Origin of the sequence: Pararhizobium sp. PWRC1-1, from assembly GCF_049897905.1 — a bacterium.
Lineage (GTDB): Bacteria > Pseudomonadota > Alphaproteobacteria > Rhizobiales > Rhizobiaceae > Pararhizobium.
The window spans coordinates 1-17,765 of the sequence record NZ_JAFCXE010000006.1; the positions used below are offsets into that span (position 1 = coordinate 1).

The following is a 17,765-nucleotide window of genomic DNA, read 5'->3' on the forward strand; positions in this document are numbered from 1 at the left end:
GTTCAGGTTCGGGTATCAAAAGCGGGCGGAGGACCAGAGCCAGCAAACGGTCTCCAACGACCGGGATCCCGACGGCCTTCCGCCCGCCCCCATTAAAGCACAGTTCAGACACACAGGATTCCTGTGACAGGCACAGGAATGACGGAGGTTTTGACAATCGCAAATTTCCCAAGCGACCTCCCAAATGACGAGAAAATAACTTTTCCTACAGTCTAAACGGCAAAGCCATTGTTTTTCATCCGCCACCCGCACCGGTGCGACTCGAAAGGCCTTGAGCGGCAGGCACTGCGCTGCATCGTGGCAAAATTGCGCCGTGCGCAACCGCGCAAACATTAAGTTTCTTTAATTTGAAACCGCCAAAAACCCGGCCTAGCGTTACAGTCGAACCGGGAGCCGCCGGCGGCTCCCCAGCCGCGACGCGACGGGCTTCGGACGGTTTCGAGACGGTCCCGTGTGCGGGACCAAACAAGGACGACACCATGCGTGCTCTTCTGACCTCATTGACGATCCTCAGCGCCATCACCCTTTCATCGGCTGCTTTTGCTGCCAGCACGACCACCGGCACGATCCGCGCGATCGATGCAAAGGCGATGACGGTGACCTTGAAGAACGGCACCAAATACATGCTGCCGGCGTCCTTCAAGAATCCGGGGCTCAAGGTTGGTGAAAAAGTGACGATCGCCTATGAGACGATGGGTAAGAAGCATCAGGCAACCGCCGTGACGCCGGTTATGCACTGATACCGGTCGCATGAGCGTCCCCGATCGCGGCCAGACGCTTCGGGATCATGCAGAAGCGGGCTGGAACCCATGATGGGTTCCAGCCCGTTTTCGTTTGAGCAAGGCCAGTGCTAATGCGCGCTCACCCCTGTGCGACGCCAAACGTCTCGAAGACCAGGCCGTCGTCGCTGTCCTTGGCCAGGCTCTTGATCTCGGCGATGCGGGCGCTGACGGCCTGGGCGTCGGAGAAGACAAAGCCCTCCGGCAGGATGAGAACGGCGATCGAGCAGCGCATCAGCGGAAAGACGGTGGTCTCGCCGCTGCGGCCATGGCCGGTCATATAGCCGGCCTCGCGATGTTCCGGCGAATAGAGTTGGCGCACGTCGCTGCGGAATTCCGACAGGACGCGGAAGAGAACGGTCGCAATCTCCTCGCGCGTCCAGCCGCTGACGCCGATGAAGAAATCGTCGCCGCCGACATGGCCGAGAAACTTTTCCTCGCCGATGAAGTGGCGGCGCATCAGGGCGGCAAACAGCGAAATCGCCAGATCACCCTTCTGGAAACCGTAATGATCGTTGAACGGCTTAAAGCTGTCGAAATCGCAATAGCAGAAGTAGCGCGCTTCATCGGCATCAAGCACGGCACCCTGCACGTAATCGCGAATGGCGCGGTTGCCGGGGAGGCCGGTCAGCGGGTTCTGCTCCTGCGCTGTCTTCAACTGCTTTTCGCTGATGATCTTCAGGAGCGACGACGCCGACAGAATGCCGGCATAGCGCATGTTTTCCGTCAGAATCACGCAATCGCTGCCATCCATACCGGCAAAGATCTTCAGCATCTCATCGGCCGGCGTCTCCAGATCGGCGATCGGCGCCGGGCTGACGAAATGCGAGATATGGCGCTGATAGAGGTGGTTCTTCAGGAGATCGCGGCCGAAGGGATGATAGATCATTTCCTTGACGTGATATTCATGCAGCACGCCGCGCGGTTCGCCATTGGCGTTCAAAACCGGGAAGAAGCTGCGCTGCGGCGAGCGGCGGAACAGTTCGAACACCGAATCCAGATCGTCGTTCTCGCGCAACGCCGGCACCTGTTCGATCTGCTTGCGGATCAGGATGCTGTCCAGCGAGGTCGATTGGCGCCGCGCGCCGGCGGTCTGCTCCAGATGCGGATAGGCCGGCTGCAGATCGGCGAGATGCACGGTGGGACGGGCGACGAAATAGCCCTGGACGAGATCGCAGCCGAGATCGCGGCAGATGGCAAATTCGGCTTCGGTCTCGACCCCTTCGGCGATCACCCTTGTGCCTAGAACATGGGCGGTGTTGACCGTATGGCGCACCATATGGCGTTTGCGCGGGCTGGATTCGATGCCGGAGATGAAATGCCGGTCAATCTTCAGATAGTCCACCGGCTGGTCGCAGAGCAGTTTCAAACCGTTGAAGCCGACACCGAAATCATCGATCGCCAGCTTGAAACCCGCCAGCCGCAGCCGTTTCACCAGGCCGGAAAAATCCGGCATCTTGCCGCTGTCGAAGCGTTCCGACAGTTCGAAGCAGATCGACGACGGCGGAATATTCGATCGTTTGAGGTGCTTGCCGAGCCGCTCGACGAGATCACCTTCCTGGCCAATCAACCGGCTGTCGAAATTGACGAACAGGGTGCGCGCGGAGAAATCCGGCAGGCTGGCAAACCCCGCAAAGGCGCGGGTGTTGATCATGTGCTCCAGTGCCAGGAGCTGGCCCGCCTCCTCAGCCTTGTCGAGCAGTTCGATCGGCGATTTGAAGCCCAGCCGCTCGAAGCCGCGCATCAGCGTTTCGTAACCGAACACGGCCCCTGTGGCGATCTCGGCGATCGGCTGAAAGGCATTTTCGATCGCAAGCTTGGCAAGCGTGACGATCTGGTCATCACCAAAGCGGCGCAGGGACAGCATTTCGGCGGGAACGGCGGACATGCGGGAACTCCGGAGACGGATGAGATCACGCGCAAGATCGTTCCGCAGGCCTGAATTTTCCGTTTCCCCAACATGACAGTTTGATGAAAGTTCAATGACTGCCGTAAGTTAGCGGCACAACGCAGGCACGGCCCTACAACCCGCCACTACCCTTTGGCGAACACTCCGAAGGCGATGAGGGCAAGGCCCTGCATGACCAGATCGATGGCCAGGAACAGGCCAAGGATCCACAGGCTGTTGACCGGCCAGCCGGCCGCAATGATCAGGCCTGCGATGAGCGTGACGAGACCGCCGAGCGCGATCCATCCCCACCCGGCGAGCGGCCGCAATTTGAACGCCGTCCAGATCCGGAAGCCTCCGGCGATCACCAAGGCAATAGCCATCAGCAACGTCAGAGCGGCTGAGGCGAGCAACGGGTTGAGGAAGGCAAAGACGCCGGCGATCGTGTAGCAGGCACCGCTGAGGATCCAGTAGAACACGCTTTCCCACTTCTTGACGCGGAAGGCCTGCATCAGGTGCAGCACGCCGCCGATCAGCATGATCATGCCGACATAATAGACGGAGGCGACCGTCGCGGCCATGACATTGCCGAAGGCAATGCCGCCGCCCATGATCAGCGCCACGCCAAGGGCGACAAACCATCCCCATTTTTCCTTCAACGAGGGCCTGCGAGCAATATTGACAGCTTCAACCATGATGCAACCTCCAGGTATTTCATCATCGACACATGTAATCCTGGATAGAATAAAAACATTTTAAAATACGCTGCCCGGCTGCGAAATTTCGCGTTCAAATCTTCAGCGCCAGGAGCACCGCACCGCAGCCGACCATGCCAACGCCGAGCCAATGGGCTGGGGAGAGCCGCTCGCCGAGGAACAGCACCGCGAACATGGCCACCAGCACGACGCTCAACTTATCGACCGGCGCGACCTGCGCGGCGTTGCCCATTTTCAGCGCCCGGAAATAGCAGAGCCAGGACGCACCCGTTGCCAGCCCCGACAGGACCAGGAACAGCCAGCTTCTGCCCGACACTGTCACTGGCGCCTGCCAGTTGCCCGTCAGGAACAGCATCAGGGCGATGGCAAGCAGAATGACAATGGTGCGGATGAAGGTGGCGAAATCGGAATTGACGTTTTCGATGCCGATCTTGGCGAAGATGGCGGTGAGAGCAGCAAAGGCCGCCGATAGCAGCGCCCATGCCTGCCAGGATAAAAACAGCGATTTCATGGGCGCACATCCTCCTGCTCTGCCGCTCGGCGCGGCCATTGCCAGTTGAAGCCGGGCCTGTTTCAATGGCAAGAAAATCCTTGGTCACAGTCTCGATTTTTTATTGATTGATGGATCAATCAAAAATACACTGGCGGCAACAAAGGGAACAGCGATGCCGAAAGTCGGAATGGAACCGGTGCGCCGCAAGGCGCTTGTGGATGCGGCATTGCATGTGATCGGCGACCAGGGCACGCTGTCGGTGACCATGTCCGACATCGCGCGGCAGGCCGGCGTTTCGGCGGCGCTCGCCCATCATTATTTCGGCAGCAAGGAGCAATTGCTGGTCGAGACGGTGCGCTCCCTTCTGAAGCAGTTGCGTGACGATACAGTGAGGGCGCTGAGAGCCGCTGCATCGCCGCGCCAGCGGTTGTCGGCGATCGTGCGGGTGAGCTTCCAGGCCGACCAGTTCGCGCCGGAGACCATTGCCGCGTGGCTCGCCTTCTACTCCGAGGCGCAGCGTTCGGAAGAGACGCGGCGGTTCCTGGTCATCTATGCGCGCCGGCTGCATTCCAATCTTGTCGCCAATCTCAAGCAGCTCTGTGTCGCAGATGATGCGCAGCGCATCGCAGAGGGCACGGCGGCGATGATCGACGGGCTTTATATTCGCCGGGCGCTCGGCTCCTCGCCGGTGACGGCGGACGCTTCGATTGCGCTCACCGACGATTACATCACGCTCAATCTCAACGCCCGCCAGACACAGGAACATGCCGCATGACCCGGCCGAACATTCTGATCATCATGGTCGACCAGCTGAACGGAAAATTCTTTCCCGATGGTCCGGCGGACTTCCTGCACGCGCCGCATATGAAGGCGCTGGCCAAGCGCTCGGCCCGCTTCCGCAACAACTATACCTCCTCGCCGCTCTGCGCCCCTGCCCGCGCCTCGCTGATGGCGGGTCAATTGCCCAGCCGGACGCAGGTCTATGACAATGCCGCCGAATATGTCTCGTCGATCCCGACCTATGCCCACCACCTGCGCCGCGCCGGCTATTACACGGCGCTTTCGGGCAAGATGCACTTCGTCGGACCCGATCAGCTGCACGGCTTCGAGGAACGGCTGACGACGGATATCTACCCCGCCGATTTCGGCTGGACGCCGGATTACCGCAAGCCGGGTGAGCGGATCGACTGGTGGTATCACAATCTCGGTTCCGTCACCGGCGCCGGCGTCGCCGAGATCACCAACCAGATGGAATATGACGACGAGGTGGCGTTTCTGGCCAACCAGAAGATCTATCAGCTGTCGCGCGAACACGGTGACGAGGCCAGCCGCCCATGGGCCGTGACGGTCTCCTTCACCCACCCGCACGACCCTTATGTCGCCCGCCGGAAATTCTGGGACCTCTACAACGGCTGCGACCAGCTTCTGCCGGAAGTCGGCGAGATCCCGCTTGTAGACCAGGACCCGCATTCGCAGCGGCTGATCCATGCCTGCGACTACCAGAATTTTTCGGTGACCGAGGAGAACGTCAGGCGTTCACGGCAGGCCTATTTCGCCAATATCTCCTATCTCGACGAGAAGGTCGGCGAACTCGTCGATACGCTGACCCGCACCCGGATGCTGGATGATACGCTGATCCTGTTCTGCTCGGATCACGGCGACATGCTCGGCGAGCGCGGATTGTGGTTCAAGATGAACTTCTTCGAAGGTTCGGCCCGCGTGCCGCTGATGGTCGCCGGTACCGGCATCACCCCCGGCTTGCATCTGGCGCCAACATCCAACCTCGACCTGACGCCGACACTCTGCGATCTCGCCGGGATTTCGATGGACGAAATCATGCCCTGGACCGACGGCGAGAGCCTGGTGCCGGTGATCAATGGCGCGGAGCGCATCGCCCCGGTACTGATGGAGTATGCAGCCGAAGGCTCCTATGCGCCGCTGGTCGGCATTCGCGAAGGCAAGTGGAAATATATCCATTGCCCGCTTGATCCGGACCAGCTGTACAATCTCGAGGCCGATCCGCTGGAACTGACCAACCTTGCCACCGTGCCCGCAAATGCGCCGACGCTGCGCGCCTTTCAGGCGATGCGCGACAGCCGCTGGGACATGGAAGCCTTCGATTCCGCCGTGCGCGAAAGCCAGGCGCGGCGCTGGGTGGTCTATGAGGCACTGAGGAATGGGGCCTATTATCCCTGGGATCATCAGCCGCTGCAAAAAGCATCCGAGCGCTACATGCGCAATCATATGAATCTCGACAATCTCGAAGTGTCCAAACGCTTTCCGCGAGGGGAATAAAGATGAAAGCCCAGCCACCAGCCTCCCATTTCATCGACGGCGAATATGTCGAGGACATCAACGGCGCCGCCTTCGACAGCATCTATCCGGCCACCGGCGAAGTCATCGCCCGGCTACATGCAGCAACCCCTGCCATTGTCGACAGGGCGATCGCGAGCGCCAAGCGCGCGCAGGGCGAATGGGCCGCCATGAGCCCGACCGCGCGCGGCCGCATCCTGAAACGTGCCGCCGATATCATGCGCGAGCGCAACCGCGAACTGTCTGAGCTTGAAACGCTCGACACCGGCAAGCCGATCCAGGAAACCATCGTCGCCGATCCGACCTCCGGCGCCGATGCGTTCGAATTCTTCGGCGGCGTCGCGGCAGCGGCCCTCAACGGCGACTATATCCCGCTCGGCGGCGATTTCGCCTTTACCAAGCGGGTGCCGCTCGGTGTCTGCGTCGGCATCGGCGCCTGGAACTATCCTCAGCAGATCGCCTGCTGGAAGGGTGCACCGGCGCTGATATCCGGCAATGCCATGGTGTTCAAGCCGTCGGAAAACACGCCGCTCGGCGCCTTGAAGATCGCCGAAATCCTGTTCGAGGCCGGCCTGCCAAAGGGCCTCTACAATGTCATCCAGGGCGACCGCTCGACAGGGCCGCTGCTGGTCAACCACAAGGACGTCGCAAAGGTATCGCTCACCGGCTCGGTCGAGACCGGCCGCAAGGTGGCGGGCGCCGCCGCTTCCCAGCTGAAGCATGTGACGATGGAGCTTGGCGGCAAGTCGCCGCTGATCGTTTTTGACGACGCCGATCTCGAAAGCGCCATCGGCGGCGCCATGCTCGGCAATTTCTATTCGACCGGCCAGGTCTGCTCGAACGGCACCCGCGTCTTCGTCCAGAAGGGCATCAAGCAGAAATTCCTGTCGCGGCTGAAGGAGCGCACCGAAAAGATCATCATCGGCGACCCGATGGTTGAGGAAACCCAGCTCGGCCCGATGGTGTCGCGCGCCCAGCTCGACAAGGTGTTTGCCTATATCGAGAAGGGCAAGGCCGAGGGCGCAACGCTTCTGACCGGCGGCGGCATCCCGAACGATGTGCCGGCTGAAGGCACCTACATCCAGCCGACCGTGTTTGCCGATGTGACCGACGATATGACCATTGCCCGCGAGGAGATTTTCGGGCCGGTGATGTGCGTGCTCGATTTCGACAACGAGGACGAGGTGATCGCACGTGCCAACGGCACCGAGTTCGGGCTTTCGGCCGGTGTCTTCACGTCCGACCTCACCCGTGCGCACCGCGTCGTCGACCGGCTGGAAGCGGGCACACTGTGGATCAACACCTATAACCTCGCCCCCGTCGAAGTGCCGTTCGGCGGGTCGAAGCAGTCCGGTTTCGGGCGGGAGAATTCGCTGGCGGCGCTCAATCACTACACGGAGCTGAAGAGCGTCTATGTGGCGATGAGCCCGGTGCAGGCGCCGTATTGACCTTACCTCCCCCTTGAGGGGGGAGGTCGCGCGGTACGCGCGGGTGGGGGTGATGGTCAGGGACACACAAAGTCACCCCACCCCGTCGCTGCGCTCCGACCCTCCCCCTCGAGGGGGAGGGTGAAAATACAATTCGCCACTCTCCTCCGTCATCCTCGGGCGAGCGTAGCGAGTTCCGGGGATCCAGCAGCGCCGCGTCGGCGGCGCTCAAAACTCCCTTCACGCGGCAGACGCCGCAGGGCTGAATTCCTGTGACAAGCACAGGAATGACGGCAACTTAGGAACCACGCGCAGACAAACCGCAGCCTTGCGGCGGAATGGAACTGAGAAAGAACACGCACCATGCAAAGCGCAGATTTCGTCATCATCGGTTCGGGCTCCGCAGGCTCCGCACTCGCATACCGGCTGTCCGAGGACGGCAAGAACACGGTACTGGTATTGGAGTTCGGCGGCAGCGATTTCGGGCCGTTTATCCAAATGCCGGCAGCGCTCGCATGGCCGATGAGCATGAGCCGCTACAACTGGGGTTATCTGTCCGAGCCCGAGCCGAACCTCAACAACCGGCGCATCACCGCGCCGCGCGGCAAGGTGATCGGCGGGTCGTCGTCGATCAATGGCATGGTCTATGTGCGCGGTTCGATGGAGGATTACAACGAGTGGGAAGCGCTTGGCGCCCGCGGCTGGGGCTATGCCGACGTGCTGCCCTATTTCAAGCGGATGGAAAATTCGCATGGCGGCGAGGACGGCTGGCGCGGCACCGACGGGCCGCTGCACGTGCGGCGCGGCTCCTACAAGAACCCGCTGTTCAAGGCCTTCGTCGATGCCGGACAGCAGGCCGGGTTCGAGCTGACCGACGACTATAACGGCTCCAAGCAGGAAGGTTTCGGCCTGATGGAGCAGACCGTTCATAACGGCCGGCGCTGGTCGGCGGCATCGGCTTACCTCAAGCCGGCCTTGAAGCGCCCGAATGTCGAACTCATCCGCTGCTATGCGCGAAAAATCGTCATCGAGAACGGCCGGGCTGTCGGGGTCGAAATCGAGCGCGGCGGCAAGATCGAGGTGGTGAAGGCCAACCGCGAGGTGATCGTCTCGGCCTCCTCGTTCAACTCGCCAAAACTGCTGATGCTGTCGGGCATCGGTCCGGGCGCGCACCTGAAGGAGATGGGCATCGCGGTGAAGGCCGACCGGCCGGGTGTCGGCGCCAATCTGCAGGATCACATGGAATTCTATTTCCAGCAGGTTTCGACCAAACCTGTCTCGCTCTATTCCTGGCTGCCCTGGTTCTGGCAGGGGGTTGCGGGTGCACAATGGCTGTTCACCAAGTCGGGGCTTGGCATTTCCAACCAGTTCGAGGCCTGCGCCTTCCTGCGTTCCGCCCCCGGCATCAAGCAGCCGGATATCCAGTATCACTTCCTGCCGGTGGCGATTTCCTATGACGGCAAGGCGGCGGCCAAGAGCCACGGTTTCCAGGTGCATGTCGGCTACAACCATTCGAAATCGCGTGGCTCGGTGACGCTGCGCTCCCCCGACGTCAAGGCCGATCCAGTCATCCAGTTCAACTATATGAGCCATCCGGAAGACTGGGAGAAATTCCGCCACTGCGTCCGCCTCACCCGCGAGATCTTCGGCCAGCAGGCGTTCGACCAGTATCGCGGCCCCGAAATCCAGCCGGGCGAGAGCGTAACGACCGACGACCAGATCGACGCCTTCCTGCGCGAGCATCTGGAAAGCGCCTATCACCCCTGCGGCACCTGCCGGATGGGTGACAAGAATGATCCGATGGCAGTGGTCGATCCGGAAACACGCGTCATTGGTGTCGATGGGCTGCGCGTGGCCGATTCATCGATCTTCCCGCATGTCACCTACGGAAATCTCAACGGTCCCTCGATCATGACCGGCGAAAAGGCCGCCGATCACATTCTCGGCAAGCAGCCCCTGCCCCGCAGCAATCAGGAACCGTGGATCAATCCGCGCTGGGAGACCAGCGACCGGTAAAGGTGTTGCAGCTCTGTGGTCATCATCTTCGCGCTGATGGCAGCCTCCGAAACAGTGATCGTCTCGCTATCCTCGATTTCGAAAAGCATGATGTAGTCGGTTGAGCCGAATGGAAATGAGACCGTCCGTACCGAGCGCCCGTCATCGACCGTCTCGGCGGAATGTCCCCCTCACAGAAAGCCGATCCACCTGCCCGCCAGAACCGCACCGATCCACACAGCCAGCGATACAAACGCGGCGAGACGAATGCGGATGGAAAGAAGACCATCCGCAATTGCTGCGCGCCAATGCGGATGAAGATGCAGCAAGAGCGCATTGGCGACGCCGAAACAGAGGAGCGCGACCTTCGTCAGGAAAGCGACATTCGTCGCGTAAGCAAGCGGACGCACGCTGAAAAGGCAAAAGCCGGTGACGATTGCCAGCAGGAGGCCCGTCGCCGCCATGCGCGAGAGGAGCGGGCCGACCACGCTGACGGGCACATGTCCGAAAAACCCGAGCAGCCTCAGGTCAAGCGGCAGGATGGCTCCCACCAAAAGCCCGATCGACAGGATATGTGCGGCATTGACGAAGAGGTACAGCGTCGCCGAGCCGCGCATCGCCACGGCGACGGGCCATGCCCCAATCCATGCCAGAAGATCCGGCCCGCTCATCAATTCGTCCGTATGCGCTCCGGATAGATGTCATAGACCTTGCCGGAAACGGTGATCCGGACGGCTTTCAGTCTTTTCTCTTCGGGATCGAGCGAGCGATTGCCGAGCACAACGACTGAATCGCCGGCCTTTGCCGATCCTTGAACGAAGCCCGACCGTTCCGTCTGCCGGGGATTGCCCAGTTCGATCAGCCAGACGCCATCCGTCTGGGTTTCAACATTCAGCGTCGGATGCGGCGGCGCCATCGAAATCTCGCGGATCGTTCCGGAAAGCTCGATCTGATCGGCCTCGGCCCAGGACCAGCCGTGATGCGCGTAGGCGCTTGCAGTAATCATCATCCCGATGAGGCTACCGGTGACAAAGCGCAAGGAAAATGCTCCGGCCATCTCGTGTCTCCTTTTTTGCGACAGGCGATCAGGAAAAACTGGAGCTACAGATGAAAAGAAAAAGGGCCATCACCGATTCTTGAACAGAAGAAGTTGCCGGCAAACAAAGGTGACGGGGGCCGCCGTTCGTTTTCACCACCTCCCGCTAATTGTAAAGAAGGAATAATCTATCAAATTACTAGGTTTTCTTAGAATTTTCCGGTTCGGAGAGATATTTGCTCTTATCCGCCAACATTAGAAATCCATTTTTCTGTCTTTTGTCACACACGGCTGCGATATTCCCTAACAACACAACAGGATATCCTCCCATGACATCCGCATCGCTTGAAAACCGCGCCATAGCGCTCAACAGCCAGCTGGAAAGCCTCGATCTGTCCGGCCGGCTGGCGCTGATCGCGTCGATCGAGGGCAAATCGGTATTCACCACCAGCCTCGGCATCGAGGATCAGGTCATTACGGCTGCGATCGGTACCGGCAGGCACGGTATCGAGGTTTCGACGCTTCAGACCGGCCGCCTCTTCAACGAGACCGTGGCGCTGATCGACAAGACGGAAGAAACCTATGGCATCCTGATCAAGCGATTCTATCCCGAGCAGGACGATATCGACGCCTATGCGGCCAAGTATGGCTTGAACGGCTTTTACGACAGCATCGAAGCCAGGCATGCCTGTTGCGGCGCGCGCAAGGTGAAGCCTCTTGCGCGCGCACTTGAAGGGGCATCCTTCTGGATCACCGGCCTGCGCCGTGGCCAGTCCGGCAACCGTGCCGACACCCCGTTTGCCGAAGCCGATCTCGACCGTGGCCTGATCAAGATCAACGTGCTTGCCGACTGGGACATCGAAAAGATCCGTGCCCATGTCGCTGATGAAGCGATCCCGGTCAATCCGCTGCATGCCCGTGGGTACCCGTCGATCGGCTGCGAACCCTGTACCCGCGCCATCAAGCCGGGCGAGCCGGAGCGCGCCGGCCGCTGGTGGTGGGAAAACGACGAGACGCGCGAATGCGGCCTCCATGTCGCAGAAACCGCAGCCTCGGCTATCCCGCCAACCTCATCGATCTCAAGCAGCCCGCTTTCCAGCAGCCCCCTCTCCAGCAGCATTGCGCGATAATCCGCGCAGGCTCGTATCACAGACACTCCCGGAGACTTGAAATGCCCAGTACTCTTCCGGAAACGGAACTGCATAATCCGCAGACTGCCAAGACACCGCTCGACCCGCATCTGAAGGCGCTTGAGAACGAGGCGATCCACATCTTTCGCGAAGTGGCCGCCGAATTCGACAAGCCGGTCATGCTCTACTCCGTCGGCAAGGATTCCTCCGTCCTGCTGCACCTGGCGCGCAAGGCGTTCTATCCCGGCCGGGTGCCATTTCCGCTCTTGCATGTGAACACCGGCTGGAAATTTGCCGAGATGATCGCGTTCCGCAACGACATCGTCAAGACATACGATCTCGACTTCATCGAGCACATCAATCCCCGCGGCAAGGCCGAGAACGTCACGCCGTTTACCCACGGTTCGGCGCTGTTCACCGACATCATGAAGACCGAAGGCCTGCGCCAGGCGCTGGATGCCGGCGGTTTCGACGCCGCTTTCGGCGGCGCCCGCCGCGATGAGGAAGCCAGCCGCGCCAAGGAACGCATCTATTCTTTCCGCACGCCCGAGCATCGCTGGGATCCGCGCGCACAGCGTCCCGAACTCTGGAACGTCTATAACGGCATGATCCGCAAGGGCGAAAGCGTTCGCGCCTTCCCGCTGTCGAACTGGACCGAGGTCGATATCTGGCGCTACATCCAGGTGGAAGACATCCCGCTGGTGCCGCTCTACTATGCCAAGGAGCGCCCCTATATCGAGCGCGACGGCATGATGATCCTTGCCGAAGATCCACGGCTGGAATTGCAGCCGGGCGAAACCGTCCAGCACGGCTCGATCCGTTTCCGCACCCTTGGCGACTTTCCGCTGACGGGCGCCATCCCCTCTCAGGCCACCAACCTTGAAGAGGTCATTGCCGAACTGGAAATCGCCACGGTTTCCGAACGGCAGGGCCGCGCCATCGACCGCGATCAGTCCGGCTCAATGGAAAAGAAGAAGCGCGAAGGATATTTCTGATGACCGTTTCCGCAACCGCTCAAGCGACTGAGATTACCACCGGCACGATCACCGCTTTCCCGGCAGTCGAGCCCACGCGCGCGGTGCGCGACACGCGCCCGCTGCGCCTCATCACCTGCGGCAGCGTCGATGACGGCAAGTCCACCCTGATCGGCCGTCTGCTCTGGGATACCAAGGCGGTCAAGGAAGACCAGGCAGCAACGCTGCGCCGTGACAGTGGCAAGCAGAACGATCTCGGCCTGCCCGATTTCGCGCTTCTGCTCGACGGCCTGCAGGCTGAACGTGAACAGGGCATCACCATCGATGTCGCCTATCGCTATTTCGCCACCGACAAGCGCTCCTTCATCGTCGCCGACACGCCCGGCCACGAACAGTATACCCGCAACATGGCAACCGGCGCCTCGACCGCCGACCTCGCCGTGCTATTGGTCGATGCCCGCACCGGCCTTCTGGAACAGACCCGCCGCCATGCGACCATCGCCTCGCTGATGGGCATCAAGCAGTTCGTTCTGGCCGTCAACAAGTTCGATCTCGTCGGTTATGACCGGGCGCGTTTCGACCAGATCACCCACGAATTCCGCGAACTCGCCGTATCGCTCGGCGTGCGCCAGATCACCGCCATTCCGATGTCGGCGCTGAAGGGCGAAAACGTCGTCTATGACGGCAAGGCTTCGATGCCCTGGTACGAGGGCCAGACCTTGGTCGAAGCGCTGGAACTGGCAACCGTCCGCTCCGCCCAGACGGTCGGCTTCCGCCTGCCGGTGCAGCGCGTCTCGCGTCCCGGCGAAAGCTTTCGCGGCTATCAGGGCACGGTTGCCGGCGGTTCCGTCAAGCCTGGCGACAGTGTCGTCATCCTGCCCTCCGGCATGGTTGCCAACGTCACCAAGATCGTCACCTTCGATCTGGTGCGCAACGCCGCCGTTGCTGGCGATGCGATCACCCTGGTGCTCGACCGCCAGGTCGACGTGTCGCGCGGCGACATGATCGTTTCGCTCGAAAGCCAGCCGCAGGTCGGTCTCGATTTCGATGCCCATCTGGTTGCCCTGCAGTCGGAAGGCATTCAGCCGGGCCGGCGCTACTGGCTCAAAAGCGGCTCACGGCGCCAGCGGGTCACCGCCAACCCGTTCAGCCAACTTGACCTGAAGACCGGCAATTGGCACCAGCGGACGGGCGTCCTGGCGATGAACGGCATCGGCAAAGTCCATCTTTCCTTCGATGAGAATGCCGTTTTTGACGCCTATGAGCAGAACCGTACCACCGGCGCCTTCATCCTGATCGATCCGGACACTAACAACACGGTGGCGGGTGGCATGATCACCGCCAAGCGCTCCTCGGTGACCGGCCTTCGTTCGGACGAGACCCGCGTGGTTCTCTCGCTACCGGCTGATCTGGCCGACCAGCTGATGGCAACCGAGCTGTTCTCCCGCCGCCGCGACGAAACCGACCTGCTGCGCATGACTGCCAGTGAAGCTTCGCAGATCTTCGAGGATGCTGCCGGCGGCATCTGACATGGTTCTACCGCGCAAGCGCTGCCGCCGACACGAGATCGGCGGCAGCGCTTGCGGCATTTCTAACAGGCTGCTGAAAAACCCTGAAGATGATGATTTGACGAAAGCGGTACCCCACTCTCCGCCCTCCTCGCCCATGTGGCGGGGATCCAGCGACCCGACGTCCTTCGGGTCAAAACACTCTTTCAGCTCAATGACTTGGGCTGGCTGGATTCCTGTGACGAGCACAGGAATGACGGAGGATCTGGCAATCGCATAATTTCCAAAAATGCCGAGAGAATGACTTTATCAGCAGCCTGCTAAAACGTTGAAAGTATCAACGGCCTCGTCGTCTCAGCGGCCGTTGAACCGTTGCGGGTTTGCCATGATCAAGCCCCCGCCTCGACGATGGCCTTCAACCGCTCCAGGTCTGCTGCCTTCAGCGCATCGTCCTCCAGATCGCGCAGCGGCTTGAACCATGCGGCCGCTTCGCTTAGCGGTTCGGCATAGGGCGCCGGATAGCCGCCGAGGCCAAGCACCCATTCGCGGACGGTTTCGCGCTCCATGCGGCCGGCCTTGTAGCGGTCGTGGATGCTGGTCACGGAAGCGATCAGGTCGTCTATCTTTTTCAAGTCATGTCCTCAAACGGCGTTGTGTGCGACAGCCATAACATGCGGTGGCTGGGGCCAGAAACATCTTGCTTACGCCAGGAGCAGCGCCGTGCCGTACATGCCGGCGGCAAACACCGTGTGCGAGACGAAATTCAGCAAACGTACCTTGTTGGCGTTGGGAAGCTTCGAGGCTGCCCAGCCAATACCGAGGCCCGGCTGCAGCAGGAACCAACCGGCACCGATGGTGACGATGCCGACGATCCAGGCCGGCAGGAAGGTTGGCGCGGCGAGCCATGCTGGCCCGGTGACGGCGACCAGCAGGATGCCATAAGCGATGCCGACGGCATAATGGCTGATCCAGCCGAGCGCCTGCTCGTGCGCATAGGGCTCGGCCGTGCCGATATCGTCGTGAAAGACTTTTCCGGTGCGCAGGTGCCAAAACCAGCGCCCGACCGGCGCCCAGTTCGGCTTGCTCTGGCCAGCGACCAGACACAGCAGCAAAGCCCAGACATCCATCAGCACGGTGCCGCCAACGCCGATTGCCACGCTGCGCCATAACATATCGAACATCGGCGGAAATTCCTGCTGAGAAGCCGGGTGACCGCCGGGACAGCGGGCGCGGGACATGACGGGGACTGCAACACTGCAGAGATCAGCCGTTGTAATTCACATTTCGTTTTTCGGTCAAGCAAGACTGCGGTCCGATACAGGGTAGAGCGCCGGTCCGGGGACGAGAGGCCTGATCCAGCCGCCTTGCCGGTGCAAACGCAGGTGCGCAGGTCATCAGCCGGTAACCATCTCTTTCATTTCCCGCCCTGACGGCGGTCGAAAATACGGCGGATGCCGTATGTCCCTTGGACGCTGACCGGCCTAGGCACGGATTCTTCCTGCGCATGCAGCGAAGACACGCTCCGTTTGGAGCCTGTCAGCACTAAAGGAGACAGATCATGAAGTTCATTTTTGCCGTTGCGGTATCGTGCACCCTGGCCGGTGCGGCATTTGCCGCCACCGCGCCGTCGCCCATGAAGACGCAACCCGTCGTGACCCATCAGACGGGATTTGAGGTCGCTAAAGGCGGCGCTCGGTTCAACATATCAGTCCCCAAGGATAAGAATGGCAGAACGTCCAAAGCCTGAACCAGCCCTCCCCTCGGTCACAGGCTGGGGGGGAGGACTTATCCGCGGTGGGGATGCTCCGCGCTCGCCCTATGCCGCTGAACGCGAGCAAACAACGCACACAGCCAACTTCCGCACAAACGGAGGATCCGTTTTGAGGCAATCTGAAAAAATCTGAGATAAGGGGACACAAGGCTTTGAAAGCCTTGAACAAGCTGGTCGGAGTGAGAGGATTCGAACCTCCGACCCCGTCGTCCCGAACGACGTGCGCTACCAGGCTGCGCTACACTCCGTGACCAGCGGCGCCTCTATAGAACAGCATTTTCCTTTCCACAAGGCGCAATTGTGAAAAATCGGCAAGTTGCCTGAAAACAACGGGATAAGCCGTTTAGCGCACCGGGATCGGTGCCGCCCTGCCCCGCTCGCAACGGGAAACAAGGCCGTTCAATCACAGCTTTTACCGGATTTCTGCGGCCATCCGCCGCCCTCGCTGGGGCCTTTCGGCAACGCTTGCAAATTTATGCGCATGACCGCGCATATAAGTCGTTCCACTGATTTTCTTTCAATCGGTTTAGCGCTAGAGGCTCAGGCGACAAGCCTTGGCTGCCAGCGCTTTGCGCCGCCGGGGCGACCGATGTTTCAGAACGAAAGCCAAAGGGACGTGACCAGATGAATTTCCGCTTGATGACTGTGGCTGGCCTTGCGCTGGCGCTTGCCGGCTGCACCACCGTGGGCCCGGCCCGCAATGCCGTCGAAGCCCGCTGGAAAGGACAGCCCGCCGGCGTCTTCTTCGCCGCCTTCGGCCCGCCGCAGTCGGACGTCTCCAGCGGCGACATGACGGTCTATTCCTGGAAGGGCGGCTACAAGAAGCGGACGATCCCGGCGCAATATGCCGAAGGCGAAAACGGCAAGAAGGGCAAGAAGACGGCCTCTGCCCGCACCGAATTCCTCTCCTGCTCCGTCCAGCTGAACGTCTCCTCCGATTACGTCATCCGCTCGATCACGGTGCTCGGCGACGTCAAGAAATCGTCAGGCCCAAGCTGGTGCGAGGAGTTTTTGGCGGGTGAGAAGGCTAAGTAAGGTGTTTTTGCGCTGATTGTACTGATGCAACAAAGCCCGCCGATCTTTACCGGCGGGCTTTGTTTTGAGGCATTTAATGAGATTCAGCTATTATCCTCAACGGGCGCAACGGGGCCATTTTTCTTGATCGAATCGATGGCATTCTGAGCACTCGCCTTGCTGGAATAACCTTCCGTCGCAAACATCACTTCGTTGTTGTATTTGAAGCGAACACGAAATTCGCCAGCCTTGTCTTTGTAGATTTCAAACTTGTGAGCCATGCGCTCCCCCCTCTTATCAGCGTGAATCAAGCCAGCTTAACGTGGCAGCCGCGACCGGCGTTGGCAAGTTTGAACCTGATGTAAAGCGAACGGCGTGCCGGCGAAAATCGGCGGTTTTCTCTTTTTGGGCCGCCAGACCAACGCGCTATCTTCTGCAACGTTTCCGAGGGGCAGGCATAGCCCGCTCAATGTTCATGTAGAGGATCCACAAAGCCGCCATACTAAGGGGCCTTGATATGATCTACAGATCTGAAAAAAACGAGAAATTAAAATGGCTGGGGCGCCTGGATTCGAACCAGGGGTGCCGGTACCAAAAACCAGTGCCTTACCACTTGGCTACGCCCCAACGTTTGGCGTGAACAAATTGCCCTGCCAAATCGAGAGCCGGTTTAGCAAAGCCGCACGTCTGCGACAATGTTTAAGTTTAGGTTTTGCGTGGA

The 17,765-nt window shown here is 60.4% G+C and carries 18 protein-coding genes and 2 tRNA genes; 10 read left to right on the forward strand and 10 right to left on the reverse strand.

Translation table 11 applies throughout. The features are described 5' to 3' along the window. Nucleotides 1-479: 479 nt before the first annotated feature. Complete coding sequence (locus ACP7E0_RS11320) at nucleotides 480-740, forward strand: DUF1344 domain-containing protein (protein WP_426124956.1); 261 nt, start codon at nucleotides 480-482, stop codon at nucleotides 738-740. 121 nt (nucleotides 741-861) lie between these two features. Here ACP7E0_RS11320 and ACP7E0_RS11325 read toward each other — a convergent pair whose 3' ends face one another. The 3 genes from ACP7E0_RS11325 to ACP7E0_RS11335 all read right to left on the reverse strand — a co-directional run bounded on the left by ACP7E0_RS11325 (nucleotide 862) and on the right by ACP7E0_RS11335 (nucleotide 3,894). Beyond that, nucleotides 862-2,667: a GGDEF domain-containing protein gene (locus ACP7E0_RS11325; protein ID WP_426124958.1), complete on the reverse strand. Its 1,806-nt coding sequence runs from the start codon at nucleotides 2,665-2,667 to the stop codon at nucleotides 862-864. Nucleotides 2,668-2,813: 146 nt separating this feature from the next. Next, entirely contained in the window at nucleotides 2,814-3,362 is a 549-nt protein-coding gene (locus ACP7E0_RS11330) for an HdeD family acid-resistance protein (RefSeq protein WP_426124959.1), read from the reverse strand. Between the two features lie 94 nt (nucleotides 3,363-3,456). Continuing rightward, nucleotides 3,457-3,894, reverse strand: coding sequence for an EamA family transporter (locus ACP7E0_RS11335; protein ID WP_426124961.1), 438 nt, complete (start codon nucleotides 3,892-3,894; stop codon nucleotides 3,457-3,459). A gap of 154 nt (nucleotides 3,895-4,048) precedes the next feature. On the opposite strand from ACP7E0_RS11335, the gene betI reads away from it, so the two are divergent. The 4 genes from betI to betA all read left to right on the forward strand — a co-directional run bounded on the left by betI (nucleotide 4,049) and on the right by betA (nucleotide 9,632). Then, on the forward strand, nucleotides 4,049-4,651 hold the full coding sequence (gene betI / locus ACP7E0_RS11340) for a transcriptional regulator BetI (protein ID WP_426124962.1): 603 nt from the start codon (nucleotides 4,049-4,051) through the stop codon (nucleotides 4,649-4,651). Next, a complete protein-coding gene (gene betC / locus ACP7E0_RS11345; protein ID WP_426124963.1) occupies nucleotides 4,648-6,171 on the forward strand; it encodes a choline-sulfatase in 1,524 nt (507 codons plus the stop codon). The genes betI and betC overlap by 4 nt, the downstream gene beginning before the upstream one ends. 2 nt (nucleotides 6,172-6,173) lie before the next feature. After that, on the forward strand, nucleotides 6,174-7,637 hold the full coding sequence (gene betB, locus ACP7E0_RS11350; protein ID WP_426124964.1) for a betaine-aldehyde dehydrogenase: 1,464 nt from the start codon (nucleotides 6,174-6,176) through the stop codon (nucleotides 7,635-7,637). 342 nt (nucleotides 7,638-7,979) lie between these two features. Further along, nucleotides 7,980-9,632, forward strand: a complete 1,653-nt coding sequence (gene betA / locus ACP7E0_RS11355; RefSeq protein ID WP_426124965.1) for a choline dehydrogenase — start codon at nucleotides 7,980-7,982, stop codon at nucleotides 9,630-9,632. Nucleotides 9,633-9,802: 170 nt separating this feature from the next. Here the strand turns inward: betA and ACP7E0_RS11360 are convergent, their stop codons facing one another. Together ACP7E0_RS11360 and ACP7E0_RS11365 are read right to left on the reverse strand one after the other, a co-directional pair. Beyond that, complete coding sequence (locus tag ACP7E0_RS11360) at nucleotides 9,803-10,282, reverse strand: DUF6644 family protein (RefSeq protein WP_426124966.1); 480 nt, start codon at nucleotides 10,280-10,282, stop codon at nucleotides 9,803-9,805. Beyond that, nucleotides 10,282-10,620, reverse strand: coding sequence for a DUF6152 family protein (locus tag ACP7E0_RS11365; RefSeq protein WP_426125316.1), 339 nt, complete (start codon nucleotides 10,618-10,620; stop codon nucleotides 10,282-10,284). The genes ACP7E0_RS11360 and ACP7E0_RS11365 overlap by 1 nt, the downstream gene beginning before the upstream one ends. Nucleotides 10,621-10,976: 356 nt before the next feature. On the opposite strand from ACP7E0_RS11365, the gene ACP7E0_RS11370 reads away from it, so the two are divergent. Genes ACP7E0_RS11370 through cysN form a run of 3 tightly spaced genes read left to right on the forward strand, consistent with a single transcriptional unit; the run spans nucleotide 10,977 to nucleotide 14,280 of the window. After that, the gene (locus ACP7E0_RS11370; protein WP_426124968.1) at nucleotides 10,977-11,777 is read left to right on the forward strand and encodes a phosphoadenylyl-sulfate reductase; all 801 of its coding nucleotides are present in this window, start codon (nucleotides 10,977-10,979) and stop codon (nucleotides 11,775-11,777) included. 41 nt (nucleotides 11,778-11,818) lie between these two features. Next, on the forward strand, nucleotides 11,819-12,772 hold the full coding sequence (gene cysD, locus ACP7E0_RS11375; RefSeq protein WP_426124970.1) for a sulfate adenylyltransferase subunit CysD: 954 nt from the start codon (nucleotides 11,819-11,821) through the stop codon (nucleotides 12,770-12,772). Further along, nucleotides 12,772-14,280 carry a sulfate adenylyltransferase subunit CysN gene (gene cysN, locus ACP7E0_RS11380; RefSeq protein WP_426124971.1) on the forward strand — a complete coding sequence of 503 codons (1,509 nt, stop codon included), beginning with the start codon at nucleotides 12,772-12,774 and terminating at the stop codon, nucleotides 14,278-14,280. Before cysD ends, cysN begins: the two co-directional genes overlap by 1 nt. Before the next feature lie 368 nt (nucleotides 14,281-14,648). On the opposite strand, the gene ACP7E0_RS11385 is transcribed toward cysN, so the two are convergent. Together ACP7E0_RS11385 and ACP7E0_RS11390 are read right to left on the reverse strand one after the other, a co-directional pair. Next, nucleotides 14,649-14,891: a hypothetical protein gene (locus ACP7E0_RS11385; RefSeq protein ID WP_426124972.1), complete on the reverse strand. Its 243-nt coding sequence runs from the start codon at nucleotides 14,889-14,891 to the stop codon at nucleotides 14,649-14,651. A gap of 69 nt (nucleotides 14,892-14,960) precedes the next feature. Continuing rightward, nucleotides 14,961-15,440: a DUF2938 domain-containing protein gene (locus ACP7E0_RS11390; RefSeq protein WP_426124973.1), complete on the reverse strand. Its 480-nt coding sequence runs from the start codon at nucleotides 15,438-15,440 to the stop codon at nucleotides 14,961-14,963. 377 nt (nucleotides 15,441-15,817) lie between these two features. Between ACP7E0_RS11390 and ACP7E0_RS11395 the strand changes: the two genes are divergently transcribed. Further along, complete coding sequence (locus ACP7E0_RS11395) at nucleotides 15,818-16,006, forward strand: hypothetical protein (protein ID WP_426124975.1); 189 nt, start codon at nucleotides 15,818-15,820, stop codon at nucleotides 16,004-16,006. A gap of 195 nt (nucleotides 16,007-16,201) precedes the next feature. On the opposite strand, the gene ACP7E0_RS11400 is transcribed toward ACP7E0_RS11395, so the two are convergent. Beyond that, nucleotides 16,202-16,278, reverse strand: a tRNA-Pro gene (locus tag ACP7E0_RS11400). Nucleotides 16,279-16,654: 376 nt separating this feature from the next. On the opposite strand from ACP7E0_RS11400, the gene ACP7E0_RS11405 reads away from it, so the two are divergent. Next, entirely contained in the window at nucleotides 16,655-17,065 is a 411-nt protein-coding gene (locus ACP7E0_RS11405) for a hypothetical protein (protein WP_426124976.1), read from the forward strand. A gap of 83 nt (nucleotides 17,066-17,148) precedes the next feature. Here ACP7E0_RS11405 and ACP7E0_RS11410 read toward each other — a convergent pair whose 3' ends face one another. Beyond that, on the reverse strand, nucleotides 17,149-17,325 hold the full coding sequence (locus ACP7E0_RS11410) for a YegP family protein (protein ID WP_113316089.1): 177 nt from the start codon (nucleotides 17,323-17,325) through the stop codon (nucleotides 17,149-17,151). Nucleotides 17,326-17,597: 272 nt separating this feature from the next. Continuing rightward, nucleotides 17,598-17,671, reverse strand: a tRNA-Gln gene (locus ACP7E0_RS11415). Nucleotides 17,672-17,765: the final 94 nt, after the last annotated feature.